This window comes from Bianquea renquensis (assembly GCF_014384895.1).
Lineage (GTDB): Bacteria > Bacillota > Clostridia > Lachnospirales > Bianqueaceae > Bianquea > Bianquea renquensis.
The window spans coordinates 18,296-31,608 of sequence record NZ_JACRSQ010000035.1 but is presented as its reverse complement, the minus strand read 5'-3'; the positions used below and the strand labels follow the sequence as shown (position 1 = coordinate 31,608).

Annotated in this window: 12 protein-coding genes and 4 tRNA genes; 14 read left to right on the top strand and 2 right to left on the bottom strand. The window is 49.3% G+C overall.

Annotated features, from left to right (window positions below; genetic code table 11):
* Nucleotides 1-749 precede the first annotated feature (749 nt).
* From H8730_RS15295 to H8730_RS15240, 12 genes are all read left to right on the top strand, one after another.
* A complete protein-coding gene (locus H8730_RS15295) occupies nucleotides 750-1,226 on the top strand; it encodes an NUDIX domain-containing protein (RefSeq protein WP_177717676.1) in 477 nt (158 codons plus the stop codon).
* 81 nt (nucleotides 1,227-1,307) lie between these two features.
* Nucleotides 1,308-1,646 carry a hypothetical protein gene (locus H8730_RS15290; RefSeq protein WP_177717677.1) on the top strand — a complete coding sequence of 113 codons (339 nt, stop codon included), beginning with the start codon at nucleotides 1,308-1,310 and terminating at the stop codon, nucleotides 1,644-1,646.
* Nucleotides 1,647-1,756: 110 nt separating this feature from the next.
* The gene (locus tag H8730_RS15285) at nucleotides 1,757-2,158 is read left to right on the top strand and encodes an RrF2 family transcriptional regulator (RefSeq protein ID WP_488153850.1); all 402 of its coding nucleotides are present in this window, start codon (nucleotides 1,757-1,759) and stop codon (nucleotides 2,156-2,158) included.
* Between the two features lie 71 nt (nucleotides 2,159-2,229).
* Complete coding sequence (gene cysK, locus H8730_RS15280; protein WP_177717681.1) at nucleotides 2,230-3,159, top strand: cysteine synthase A; 930 nt, start codon at nucleotides 2,230-2,232, stop codon at nucleotides 3,157-3,159.
* A gap of 140 nt (nucleotides 3,160-3,299) precedes the next feature.
* A tRNA-Leu gene (locus H8730_RS15275) sits at nucleotides 3,300-3,384 on the top strand.
* A gap of 223 nt (nucleotides 3,385-3,607) precedes the next feature.
* Nucleotides 3,608-3,680 (top strand) — tRNA-Phe (locus H8730_RS15270).
* Nucleotides 3,681-3,906: 226 nt separating this feature from the next.
* A complete protein-coding gene (gene speD / locus H8730_RS15265; RefSeq protein ID WP_177717683.1) occupies nucleotides 3,907-5,508 on the top strand; it encodes an adenosylmethionine decarboxylase in 1,602 nt (533 codons plus the stop codon).
* The gene (locus H8730_RS15260) at nucleotides 5,505-5,960 is read left to right on the top strand and encodes a GNAT family N-acetyltransferase (RefSeq protein ID WP_177717685.1); all 456 of its coding nucleotides are present in this window, start codon (nucleotides 5,505-5,507) and stop codon (nucleotides 5,958-5,960) included. Before speD ends, H8730_RS15260 begins: the two co-directional genes overlap by 4 nt.
* On the top strand, nucleotides 5,957-6,988 hold the full coding sequence (locus tag H8730_RS15255; RefSeq protein WP_177717687.1) for an HAD-IIIC family phosphatase: 1,032 nt from the start codon (nucleotides 5,957-5,959) through the stop codon (nucleotides 6,986-6,988). Before H8730_RS15260 ends, H8730_RS15255 begins: the two co-directional genes overlap by 4 nt.
* 6 nt (nucleotides 6,989-6,994) lie before the next feature.
* Nucleotides 6,995-7,237: a phosphopantetheine-binding protein gene (locus H8730_RS15250; protein ID WP_177717689.1), complete on the top strand. Its 243-nt coding sequence runs from the start codon at nucleotides 6,995-6,997 to the stop codon at nucleotides 7,235-7,237.
* 143 nt (nucleotides 7,238-7,380) lie between these two features.
* Nucleotides 7,381-7,451: transfer RNA gene (locus tag H8730_RS15245), tRNA-Gly, on the top strand.
* Between the two features lie 3 nt (nucleotides 7,452-7,454).
* Nucleotides 7,455-7,528: transfer RNA gene (locus H8730_RS15240), tRNA-Arg, on the top strand.
* Between the two features lie 130 nt (nucleotides 7,529-7,658).
* On the opposite strand, the gene asnA is transcribed toward H8730_RS15240, so the two are convergent.
* Both asnA and H8730_RS15230 read right to left on the bottom strand, forming a co-directional pair.
* Nucleotides 7,659-8,669 (bottom strand): aspartate--ammonia ligase, encoded by a 1,011-nt coding sequence (gene asnA / locus H8730_RS15235; RefSeq protein WP_177717691.1) that lies wholly within the window; start codon nucleotides 8,667-8,669, stop codon nucleotides 7,659-7,661.
* Nucleotides 8,670-8,679: 10 nt separating this feature from the next.
* Nucleotides 8,680-9,531, bottom strand: coding sequence for an AraC family transcriptional regulator (locus H8730_RS15230; protein WP_177717693.1), 852 nt, complete (start codon nucleotides 9,529-9,531; stop codon nucleotides 8,680-8,682).
* A 248-nt stretch (nucleotides 9,532-9,779) separates the two neighbouring features.
* Between H8730_RS15230 and H8730_RS15225 the strand changes: the two genes are divergently transcribed.
* Both H8730_RS15225 and H8730_RS15220 read left to right on the top strand, forming a co-directional pair.
* A complete protein-coding gene (locus H8730_RS15225) occupies nucleotides 9,780-11,522 on the top strand; it encodes an ABC transporter ATP-binding protein (RefSeq protein WP_177717695.1) in 1,743 nt (580 codons plus the stop codon).
* Between the two features lie 3 nt (nucleotides 11,523-11,525).
* Entirely contained in the window at nucleotides 11,526-13,304 is a 1,779-nt protein-coding gene (locus tag H8730_RS15220; protein ID WP_177717697.1) for an ABC transporter ATP-binding protein, read from the top strand.
* Nucleotides 13,305-13,313: the final 9 nt, after the last annotated feature.

The window sequence follows — 13,313 nt, the reverse complement described above, 5'->3', positions numbered from 1 at the left end:
GGTCCTGGGAGTTGGCGTCAGACCGATGCCTAATCATTATACAGCTTAAACAATGAGAGGATTAAGTCCCAACTGGCTGTTGGGTACTGAAACCCTACACTTATATATTAGGAGGAGTCAACTGTATCTTCAAAAAAGTTAAAGTTGAGATGTAAGTATTCTGCAAGCACACATGCCTGTTGTTTATACAAATGGAAGAAAGGATAGAGACAGTCAGGAGGATTTAGCTGGTTTTTTGATCTTCTTAAATCGTCATAGTAGGAGAACGCTGTATCAATTTAAGTCTCCCCATGTAGAACGCGCAAACGTATCATGAGGTATAGCACTTTATGATATACACCGTATTCTATTTTATAATATTATATTTTCATCAGCTTGACGATTCATTTGACCACAATAGAAGGAATCGTCATCCCAAATCCGCTATACTCAGATCAAAACGACATATCCTTTGACCAGAAATGAAAGAAAATCCCTTCATTTTTAACTCGATTTGCCGGATTTATAAATAATCTATTATAAACATTCACAGAACATGCTCTATATAGAGGGCATATCTTGACTTTTTTCGCTATTCCTTTTTTCTCATATCACAATTTTATACAAAAATCATACCAATTCTTCTTGACAGTTTCCATCATAAAGTGCTATACTTTATGAAAAATTGCACAGCATACAATACGAGGAATTGAAAGAGAAAATCTAGCAGTCGTATGATCGAGTGATAAGCGTTGAGCGCTGGAGGGAATATGGCGAAAGGGATTAGAAATTCAGCGAAAGCATTGATTATCGAAGATGGTAGGTTGCTGGCAGTCAAGGTGAAAGAGGCCGACAACAGGACATACTATGTCTTGCCAGGAGGATGGCAAAGGGAAGACGAATCACTGCCGGATGCGCTGAGCCGTGAGGTAGTGGATGAATTGGGGCTGTTCGTGATTCCGGAAGAATTAGTGTTTCTCTATGAGAGCGTCCGTGGAGATCTGTATCGATGTGTGGAGTTCGTATTTGTATGCGAGTATATTGGCGATATGGGGCAGATGGAGCAACACTGCGGGGAACTGATCGAGGTGAAATGGCTTGATATTGAGACATTGCTGGAACAACCGCTATATCCGGCAGCGCTGCGGGGGCAGATTATGCGCTTTCATTCTGGCGGCAGCTATACAACGTATCTAGACTTTAAAGGAACCGCGGATGAGAGATATAGAGACAATATAGAAATATAGAAATCGCCATAAAAATTCATTGCTTTCCTTATCACAGGGTGATAGAATACAGACAGAACCTGAAGAAAGGGGGCAGCAGCGTTGAAAGATCCAATGGACGAAATCTTGCAGGATGCACCTGAGTGCAGCATGGAATTTACTCTGCTCAATCGGATGGGGATGTCCATCGCTGAAATCTACGCGGTTCCCATGACGGATAGCGACTGGGGCGTTGATTATCTAGAAGACGAGAAGGCGCTGGAAGACGGCGATGACCGCGAGATCCTGCTAGATGCGCAGCAATGCTGGCGATACTGGAAGCTGAAGCTCGTGGACGAGTATGGCGGGGAAAGCATTTGGGAAGCCATCGATATTGCACAGGTTTCAGAGGTTATGGTCTATTACGATGATGAAGGCGATCTGTGTGTAGACTTTGCATAAACAGAATTGCCAGTTGATTTCCTACTATTCCTATTATATAATGGGAATAGTAGGAAAGGATGGGATGAGACGTGAGGATATCGACGAAAGGGAGATACGCACTGCGATTGATGCTGGATCTGGCATTGTACGGCAACGGGACCTGCATTTCGCTGCGGGACATATCCGCAAGACAGAATGTGTCCGTAAAGTACCTGGAGCAGATTGTCGTGATCTTGGCCAGGGCCGGGTTTGTTAAGAGTGTGCGCGGGCCCCAGGGAGGATACAGGCTGGCAAGGCCGCCGAAGGACTACACGGCGGGGGAGATATTGCGACTGATTGAGGGAAGCTTGGCGCCTGTCCCCTGCCTGGAGGATGACACAAATTCGTGTCCACGCAGTGCAGAGTGCGCCACCGTTGTACTTTGGAGCCGCCTGAACCAGGCGATCAGCGGAGTGGTGGACGGAATGACCCTGGAAGATTTGGCTGTGATTCAGAGATCAAAAGTGGACGAAGCGAAAGATGGTATGTGAAGAGCGCAAATTGCGCTCTTTTAACATTCCGAAGAACCAAAGATTCTTATGCTATTGAAGGAGGAATTGGAATGGCAAGGATATACAGCAGTATCAAAGAAATAATTGGCAACACACCTTTGATTGAATTAACCCATTATGGGACGCAGTTGGGGTTAAAGGCTAAGATTCTAGCAAAACTTGAATATCTCAATCCAGCGGGCAGTGTAAAGGATCGGGTGGCCAAAGCAATGCTAGAGGATGCCAAGACAAAGGGGGTATTGCACGAGGGATCTGTGATCATCGAACCCACCAGCGGAAATACAGGCATTGGTTTAGCGGCGGTGGCGGCGGTGGAGGGCTATCGTGTCATTCTGACGATGCCTGAGACGATGAGCGTTGAGCGGAGAAATTTACTCAAAGCCTATGGTGCGGAACTAGTCTTGACTGATGGGGCTAAGGGCATGAAGGGAGCAATCGAAAAGGCACAGGAGCTAGCGAATCAGATTGAAGGGGCCTTCATCCCAGGTCAGTTTGTCAATCCGGCGAATCCAGCTGTCCACAGGGCGACCACCGGGCCAGAAATCTGGCAGGACACCGATGGAAAGGTGGATATTTTTGTAGCGGGAGTGGGCACGGGGGGAACCATAACCGGAACTGGTGAATATCTCAAATCACAGAATCCGGCCATTCAGGTTGTCGCCGTCGAGCCGGCAACCTCACCGGTGTTGTCAGAGGGAACAGCGGGGGCGCACAATATTCAAGGGATCGGTGCAGGGTTTATACCGGATATTTTGAATGTAGACATGTATGATGAAGTGATTCCGGTTCAGGATGAGGATGCATTTCAGGCAGGACGCGATATTGCCCAACAGGAAGGAATTCTTGTGGGGATATCTGCGGGGGCAGCGCTCTGGGCTGCCGTTCAGCTGGCCCAAAAGGATGAGAATGCGGGCAAAATAATCGTGGTTTTGCTGCCTGACACAGGGGACCGATACTTGTCCACTCCTATGTTTTCCTAAAACAGCCCTGTTGCGAAAAGAGCGGAGAGGTAGGGGAAAATTCTTTTATTTCCAGTGGAACTCTTGACAAGAAAACTTGGATATGGTATTATAATCTGCGTCGCATAAGGTGCCGCTTGTCCCTTTGCGAGATTGAAATTGCCGCTGTGATGGAATTGGCAGACATAACAGACTTAAAATCTGTCGGGTTCTTAACCCGTACCGGTTCGAGTCCGGTTAGCGGCAGAGAAGTTGACGGTTGCAGAGCCGTTAACTTTTTTTTTTGACTTAAAGAAAGGTCCGCCGGGAGGCGAAGCATAGAGGGCATTAAGCCCATGGGGGAAAAGGGATTGGAATTCGGTGATATTCACGAAAAATATGGAATGGATTCCTATGAATTTTGGATGTGATTTTCCAAAAATAAACTTGCCAAGTAGTCAGGAAAACGGTATAATAAAGGGCGTGTTAAGCCCAGATAGCTCAGTCGGTAGAGCAGAGGACTGAAAATCCTCGTGTCGGCGGTTCGATTCCACCTCTGGGCATTGCGCAGGGATTCCGAGTCCCATTTTAGCGTCGTGCGGTCCTCACAGGGCCGCATGATTTTTTATCCTATCGAAACGGACCTAGATTCGAAGAACCGAAGGTTCTTTTATGTACCGGCTTGAGGGAGACCCAGATGACAACACGATATAATACAGACGATATGGCTTCGCTGTTTGTTCAAAGAACAAAGTCTGCAAATAAAAAGTCAATAGGAGTTAAGACAGAATGGACGCATATATTGAGATTGTGAAAGACCGGATCGCCTTGAAGGAGGGCAAGCGGGCAATCGAGACAGTTCTAGCGCTTTTGTATCAGAAGCATCCAATGTCGACGAAAGAGGTAGCGAGACAGAGCTTTCTCCCCATTCCTGTGGTGACGGCCATGAAAAAAGAGTTTATCAAGCTGGGAGTTCTGGAACAAAAGAACGGAATCGAGATTACGGAGTTGGGCAGGCGGTATATCGAGGAGGCGCTTGGGTTCGGCGGCCTTGATCTGGACCTGTACCAAAATCTAATAGAGGATCGGGAATGGGAAGAGCGCTTTGTGGAGGAGCTGGCTGGGCAGATGGCGGCGATCTATGAACGGCGTCCCCAGGTGGATGTCACGCTTGATCAGGCTAAGGGAACCCCTCTGACGGCTATCAAGCGAGCGGTGCTCTGCTTGAAGCAGCAGTCGCTCCTGGGCAAATCCGTGCTGTGCGTTGGCGATGACGATTTGGTTTCCGTTGCCATTGGATTTTTGTTGAAGCGGCTATATAGGGACATAGAGAGAAATCGAACCAAGATCTGTGTGTTCGAGAAGGATGCCCGCTATATCTCCTATATCCAAGAGATCGCGAAAAAGCACAACTTGCCTATCGAGTGCGTCGCGTTAGATCTTCGGGAGCCACTGCCTCTAGGCTATGTGGGGATGTTCGACTGCTTTTTTACGGACCCTCCCTATACCGTGGAGGGAATGTCCCTATTTCTATCGAGAGGCATCGGCGGTTTGAAAAAAGAGCGGGGACTCAAGGTGTTTTTATCCTTCGGGCAAAAACCCGTGGAAGACGTGTTTCGTGTTCAGGAGGCGATATTGGCCCATGGATTAATTCTATTGGAGCAATTCAAGGCCTTTAATGAATATGAAGGGGCTTCTCTGCTGGGCAATATAAGCCAGATGATGGTTCTCGAGAGCACGGATCACGTGAGGGCGGTCATTCCAGCCACAGCGGTGTACCAGGAGAAGATTTATACAGCGGAGTATCGAGATCCGGATTCAACGTATTGCTGCCGGGCCTGCAAGGAGATCCTCCACACGGGAAAGGATAAGCCCTACCAGACCATCGAACAATTAAAAGAAAGGGGCTGCCCTGTCTGCGGAGGCGTAATCTTCGATAAAGTGAGAAAGACAGCGGAAGCCGCCGCGCCGCACTTGAAAAAAAGAAAGTCGCTAGGCGAACACATTTTAGCCGATTTCTTAGGGTGCAGCAGCACTGTACTTCGGGATGTGGAGCAGATACGAACCTTTATGCACGAAGCCGCCAAGAGGGCGAATGCATCCATTGTCTCGGAGGAATTTCATCAGTTTCGTCCATGGGGGGTCAGCGGCGCAATCATCGTGAAGGAGTCCCATCTCACCATTCACACATGGCCGGAATATGAGTATGCAGCGGTTGATTTGTTTACCTGCGGTGATTCGCTCGATATCTGGAGCGCCATGAACTATTTAAAAGAAAAGCTGGAATGCGCCAGCATGGAGACAGCGGATGTAGCGCGGGGAGTCGTTCGGCTGGGAGGTGTCGATTCCTCCATGCGGAACCTACCCGGAGAAGAGGAGGAGGAACTATGACGATACGAAATATCGAGGAGACAGATGTCCCCGTTCTGGCGGAATTTGAAAGAGAGATTGCGGTCATCTCCTTCGGGGACAGCGCGGTGGTGGATGTGTTGTTCCATCAGAAAAAAATTCGCAAGGCCATGCAGAGGGAGAGAGAGGGGATGCTGGTCTTGGAGGCAGACGGTGAGATTTACGGGTGGCTGTGGATGACGGACCAGATCAATTCCGTTTCCAATGAACACTATATCAATTTTAAGAGCTTTTATATGAAACCCCATGAGAGGGAAGAGGATTTCACGGGGAAGCTGATGGAGGCCGGTATGGGATTTGCTAAGGGCGTTGGAGCGAAGCGAATCGTCGGGAAGGTCTTCGTCGGCAACCTCCCTATGCGGTCGGTGTACAAACGATTTGGCTTCAAGCCGACCCATCTGACCATGGAATATACTGACGGGGGAGCCCAATGATCAAATGTATTGTCTGGGATCTGGATCAGACCCTTTGGCGGGGGACGCTGGGGGAGGATGAACAGGTGTTGCTACCGGAGGAAAATCGTGCTCTGCTGGAACATCTGGATGCGTCCGGAATTTTGCAGAGTATCGCTAGCCGGAATGATCCGGACGCGGCCATGGAGCAGCTGCGAAAGCTGGGAATCGACCATTATTTTCTGTATCCTCAGCTGGGATTCCATTCAAAAGCCCTCAGCATTCAGACGATTGCTCAAAAATTGAACATTGGACTGGATACAATAGCATTTCTTGACGATAATGAGTTTGAGCTGCGGGAGATCGGATATTTTCTTCCGCAGGTCGCTCGGTATCACGCGTGGAGCGACCGAAACTCATTGATGGAAGCGGTAGGGCAGGGAGGAACTGGCACAGCGGAGAGCCGAAACCGGCGGGTCTTCATGCAGGCGCAAGAAAAGCGTGATCAGGAAGAGTTGAAGTTCTCAGGCACGAGAGAAGAATTTTTGAAGGACTGCGACATGCGCCTTACGATACGGGAAGCAAGAGAGGACGATCTGGCGAGAGTCTGTGAACTTGTGGAGAGGTCCAGCCAATATAAGACATTCTCCCAGACGGTTGATCCGGACTTTTGCCGGCGGTACCGGGCTAGCACACAGTCGAAGCTGTGGGTGGCGGAGCTGGAAGATCGCTTTGGACAGTATGGAATCATAGGCGTCTGTTTTCTGCGCAGCGGCGACGGCAATGTCTGGATTGATCAGTTCTGCATATCCTGCCGGGTTGGCGGCAGGGGAATCGGCGTTGTCTTCTTGCAGACGGTTTTAGATCAATGCCAGGGGATGGGGAATCCTTGTTTCAAAGCCGTATGCTGTTTTACGCCTACCAAACGAAACCGGCCGGTGGTGATTCTGCTCAGGACACTGGGATTTCGGAAAAGTCAGAGCCAGGATGGACAAGGCGGTCTGGAAGTGGCGCTGCCGGTGGCGCACGTGGCCTGTGACTGGATTACAATTATAGTGGATAAGGGATGAGAATGGATGGAGCGAAGGGAATTGGAACAGCAGATTCTTCACGTGGTTCACCAGGTGCTGCACAGAGAGGTGGAACCGCAGACTAGACTTTTGGACAGCGGGCAGCTGGTGGACTCTCTGAATATCGTCAAGCTCGTCTGTGAAATTGAAGAGCGGTTTTGTGTCAGCTTTGACGACGACCTTGAGTTGGATTACCTAGATGACGTGAAGAGTCTCGTCGAAGCGGTTTGGAGTAAGCTGAACGAGTAGCGGCTGCTCGGCTCGGTTCAGCTAAATTGGTATAAAAAAGGAAAGAGATTGAATTCTTTTTGTGCAATATTAAATTAAAAAAAGCTTGCCAAACAGTGGTAGAAGCGGTATAATAGAATTCGCTTCTAGAAATTGAACTTTTCGCGGGTGTAGTTCAATGGTAGAACACTAGCCTTCCAAGCTAGATACGAGGGTCCGATTCCCTTCACCCGCTTACGTGCGCATAGCTCAGCTGGATAGAGCGTCTGGCTACGGACCAGAAGGTCGCGGGTTCGAATCCTACTGCGCACGTTTTAGAATAAAAGACGGGATGGCAGATTGCCATTCCGTCTTTTATTCTCCGATAGGAGTCCGCTAGATTGGAAGAACCGAAGGTTCTTCCAAAGTTCGCGAAGTCGAACTTTTTTCGCCTCAAACAGGCTTACAATAGAAAAATTCCCGACCGCTCACATTCCGCATACATAGAATCCGGCCATATGGAAGCCTGGACTTCGCCAATGTGAGCTTTATTTAAGAAAAACATGCACAGGCGAGATTGCCCTATGCCGCCGCCGATGGAGTAGGGGAGTTCCTCTGCGATCACCGCCTTCTGAAATGGCAGCTGCGCCCGCTCCATACACTGTTTTTCCTCCAGCTGATGGAGCAGGGCGGCTCGATCCACCCGGATCCCCATGGAGGAGAGCTCCAGCCCGATATCGAGAATCGGGTAGTAGACGAGGATATCGCCGTTCAAGGTCCAATCGTCATAGTCAGGGGCACGGCCGTCGTGAGGCTTGCCCGACCGAAGGGGGCCTCCGATTTGCGTGATGAAGACCGCCTTAAACTCCCGCGCCGCCTCGTGCTCCCGCTCCTTAGGGGTCAGCTGAGGATAGCGCTCCTCCAGTTCTTGTGAGCTTAGAAAGGTGATGGTTTCCGGGAGAAAGGGCTGGATATACCCATATTGGCTTGTGATGAACGCTTCCGTCTCTTTTAGAACGTCGAAGATGGAGCGCACCGTCCGCTGCAGAGTTTCCATGGTCCGCTCCTCCCTGCGGATGACTTTTTCCCAATCCCATTGGTCTACGTAGATGGAGTGGATATTATCCGTCTCCTCGTCCCGGCGGATGGCGTTCATATCCGTGTAGAGGCCTTCACCGGGCTCAAACCCGTACCGCTTCAGCGCGTGCCGTTTCCATTTGGCAAGGGAGTGGACGATCTCCATCACGCGTCCAGTTTCCATCACATCGAAACTGACAGGACGCTCGATTCCATTCAAATTGTCATTGAGTCCGGTCTCCGGACATACGAAGAGTGGCGCGGTCACGCGGGTCAATCGCAATTTTTTCGCCAGCGCCACCTGAAAAAAATCTTTGAGTTGTTTAATTGCAATTTCCGTCTGCCGGATATCCAAGCTGGAGTGATAGGGAACGGTTGGCTGAATAAAAAACGACATAGAATCCTCCTTATGCTGTTTGATCTCGGTCGCCCTTTCGTTTATACGATGAAGGGGAGCAACCGAATTTTTTCTTAAATAGCTTGCTGAAGTAGTAGGGGTCGTCGTACCCCACCTTTTTTGCGACCGCCTGAATGGAAAAATGTCCTTCCTCCAGGATGTCGCGGGCCTTTTCCAGGCGCAGATTGATCAGATAGTTGATAGGGGTGTCCCCTGTGACCTCTTTATAGATTTTGGTGATATAGGTTGTGCTGAGGTAAGTGGAGCGGGCAATGTCGTCCACCGAGATCTTTTTCATATAATTTTCCTGGAAATATTTTGTAATTGTCTGCGCGATGGTGGTCTTATCGTATGTCTCAAAATGAAAATAATCTTGCAGGCGGCTGGAAGACTGGGGAGACAGTTCCTTGAAAAGGATGACAAGGAATTGGAGGGCTAAAACCTTCGCCGTTAACTCCCAGCAGGCATCCTTTTTTTCGTGAGTGTTCATAATTTCATGATAGCTGTTGTAGAGCTCCTGAGAGTACTTTTTAATGGGTATGATGGGGCAATCCACTGGAATGATATTCATCGGGCAACCCCGGATAAAGAGATTGTCGACGCCCAGATAGAAAATGGTGGCGTCTGCGTTGGCGGAGGATACCGTCTGGTGGTGATCGGTGCCGGGGTTCAGGATAATCAGATCATCCTTGCGCACGGCATATTCCACACCGTCAATATGATATGTACAATCTCCGGAGACAATATAGTGTATGCTCAAAAAATCATGCTGATGATCGGGAACCGTATTTCTGGCCTTGGCCCTGAAGTGAAATAGAACTTTTGGATTGAATTCTTCGGAACTTATGTAAAGCTCTTGCATGGCTTGCGAAACCCCCTTTTAAAACCATCCAATCAATATACCATTATAAAAGATTTCACGGAAAATATCCAGCACTTTTTAGAAAAAAACAGGTGTTTGTAAAAAATTGGAGGGTTGAGTGCTTGTCTGGGGTAATCAGAATAATCCAGCAAGACAACACAATAGTCCATTTTCATTGGACCGAAATTGATTATAATTAAGGGACCAACGGAAATAAATCCTATTTAAAAACAAGGAGGACGAATCCAATGAAAGAAGCTCTGGCCTTTGTTTGGTCCTATACCAAGAAGCATGGGCTCGCCTATGGAATGGCAATCTTTTTGACCATTGTGGTTGCGGGAATTGCCATGATCAATCCATATGCCACAGGTATGATTGTTGGGGAAGTTATCCAGAATGGACACAGGGAAAAACTGGCGCTGTATCTGGCCATGATTGTTGGAGCCGCGTTGGCGATTGCAATTATTCGATACATCTATCTGTATCTCTACGAGGACGTATCCCAGAAGGTAGTCAACGAGATACGCGGTGGATTGTACCGCAAATTTCAGAAGATGGACTTTCGATTTTTTGATCAGAACCGAGTGGGCGACTTAATGTCGCGCCTGACCGGCGACACCGACGCCATTCGGATCTTTCTCTCCGCCGTGGTCTATCAGCTGGTCTATTATCTCTTCATTTTCTGCTTTGCGCTCGTTATGATGTTTACCATCAATGTGAAGTTTACGCTGATTCTATTGATCCTGACACCGTTTATCGTGTTCTTTGGATTCCGGCAGGCCTGGAACTCCCGCAGAGCCTTCCACGATGTGCGGGATGAATACTCCGCGCTGAATTCCATGGTGACGGAGAACGTGAGCGGCAACCGGGTCGTCAAAGCTTTCGCTAAGGAATGGTATGAGATCCAGAAGTTTGACGTTCGGAATGAGGCGTATCGCGATGCGAACCTGCGACAGGCCGGAATCGCGGCGAAGTACATACCGATCTTGGACACGCTGGCGGTGTCCATGTCTCTGATCATGCTCTTTGCCGGCGGGCTCATGTGCTTTAACGGCTCCATGGGGATTCAGGATCTCGTTATGATCAACGGGTATCTGTGGATGGTCAACAATCCGCTTCGGATGATTGGCTGGCTTCTGAACGATGTCATGCGGTTTGTCGCGTCCTACGACAAGCTGCGCCAGGTCATCTATGCCCAGCCGGCGATTGAGAATCTGGAGGGGCCGGTTAATTTTGAAATCAAGGGGGCAGTGGAATTCCGCAATGTTTCCTTCCGTTACGACAAAGAGATGATCCTGAAGAATGTAAGCTTTAAGGCAAAACCCGGGGATACGGTAGCGATCATTGGCGCCACAGGCGCGGGAAAGACCACGCTGGTCAATCTGATCACCCGGTTTTACGATACGGCGAGGGGAATGGTTCTGGTCGACCGCGTCAACGTCCGCAATATCGATAAAGCGCATCTGCGAAAGCATATCGCCGTGGCGATGCAGGATGTCTTCCTGTTCTCGGATACCATTGAGGGAAATATCGCCTATGGAAAGCCGAATGCGCCCATGGAGGAGGTGGAAGAAGCCGCCAGAATCGCGGGTGCTAAGGAATTTATTGAAAAGTTTCCCGATGGCTACGATACCATCATCGGTGAGCGCGGCGTTGGGCTTTCCGGTGGTCAGAGACAGCGATTAGCGCTGGCTCGGGCACTGATGGTCCAGCCTTCGATTCTGATTTTGGACGACACTACATCCGCGCTTGATATGGAGACAGAGTTTGAAGTCTTTTCCAATCTCCGGAAAAAGGAACAGACCCAGACGACCTTCATCATCGCCCATCGAATCTCCTCAGTCAAAGATGCCGATCTGATTCTCGTCATGGACAAGGGCGAGGTCGTGGAGCAGGGGACTCATCAGGAGCTTTTGGAGATGAAGGGACAGTATTATGATATATTCTGTCAGCAGATGGGCGCAGTGCAGGATGGAAGGGAGGCGGTGTAGACCATGGCCAGAAATGTATACAATGTGGATGAGTCGCTGGAGATCGAGTTTAACGCCCATTATCTAAAGCGGCTGGCTGCGTATTTGAAGCCTCATATCAGGACGGTGGTAATCTGTCTGGTGATTATGCTCATCGCCAGCTTCTCCAATATTCTGATTCCATATCTAATGAAGATATCCATCGACACCATCATTCCGGAACGTCAGACGAATATGTTATACACTGTGTGTGCGGCATTTTTGGCCATCATATTGATCAGTGCTGTATGTCTGCACGCTCGCATCATCATGGTGAACCGTTTGGGGCAAGGAATCGTTGCCACCATGCGAAAAGACCTGTTTGTGCATTTGCAGAAGCTGCCCTTTACGTACTATGATGACAGGCCGCACGGCAAGATCATTACCAGGGTTGTCAACTACGTCAACTCAGTCAGCGATCTTCTGTCAGGAAGTTTGATCAACGTTTTGACAGAATTTTTCAGCATGTTTATCGTGCTCGGGTTTATGTTCTCCATGAATGTACAGCTGACGCTAATCTGTCTGGCGGCCATGCCTATCATGATTTTTGTCGTTTTCCGCCTGAAGACATTGAACCGCGCTGCATGGCAGCGGGTCAGCAATAAATCCTCCAATATGAACGCCTATATTCATGAGAGTATCGCGGGTATGAAGGTTACCCAATCCTTTGTCCGGGAGGATTTCAATAAGGATCTGTTTGAAGGGATTCAGACGGATTACAAAAAGAGCTGGATGCGGGCGATCAAGATCAACAACGTGGTCAGCCCCTCCATTGAAATCATCTCAACCATTGCCAACTGTGCGGTCATTTTGTTTGGAATCGCGCTGATGAAAACATCTGTGAGCGCCGGTACCCTGGTAGCGTTTCTAGGGTATGTAGGCCGTCTCTGGAACCCGATCATCAATGTGAGTAACTTCTACAACCAGGTCATCAACAACATGGCGTATCTGGAGCGAATCTTTGAGACGATGGACGAGGATCCCAAGATCCAGGATGCGCCGGATGCCTATGAGCTTCCCCCCATTGAAGGCAAAGTGGAGTTCACCCATGTGACCTTCGGGTATGAAGAGGGGATTCCGATTCTGGAAGATCTCAGTTTTACTGTGAATCCGGGGCAGCGGATCGCGCTGGTGGGCCCCACAGGAGCTGGGAAGACGACGGTCATCAACTTGATTAGCCGGTTTTATGATATACAGGAGGGATGCATCACCATCGATGGGCATGATATCAGCAAAGTCACGCTGAATTCCCTGCGGAGCCAGATGGGCGTCATGCTCCAGGACTCTTTTATATTCTCCGGCAGCATCATGGATAATATCCGGTACGGCCGCCTGGACGCCACGGACGAGGAGGTCATCGCGGCGGCAAAGGCTGTGTGTGCCCATGAGTTTATCATGGAGATGGAGATGGGGTATAAGACACAAGTCAATGAGAGAGGAAGTCGGCTCTCCGTAGGGCAGAGGCAGCTGATATCCTTCGCAAGGGCATTGCTGGCGGATCCTAAGATTCTGATCCTGGACGAAGCCACTTCCAGCATCGATACTCGAACAGAGCAGGCTCTACAGAAGGGGTTGGAACGGCTGCTGCAAAATAGAACCTCTTTCGTTATTGCGCACCGGCTGTCAACGATCCGCAATTCAGATCGAATCATGGTCATCAACAATCGCCACATCGAGGAGGCGGGGACTCATGATGAGCTGATGAAAATGAAGGGACATTACTACGATCTGTATACGACACAGACAAGATTTTTGTCGCAGTGATGGTGGAAT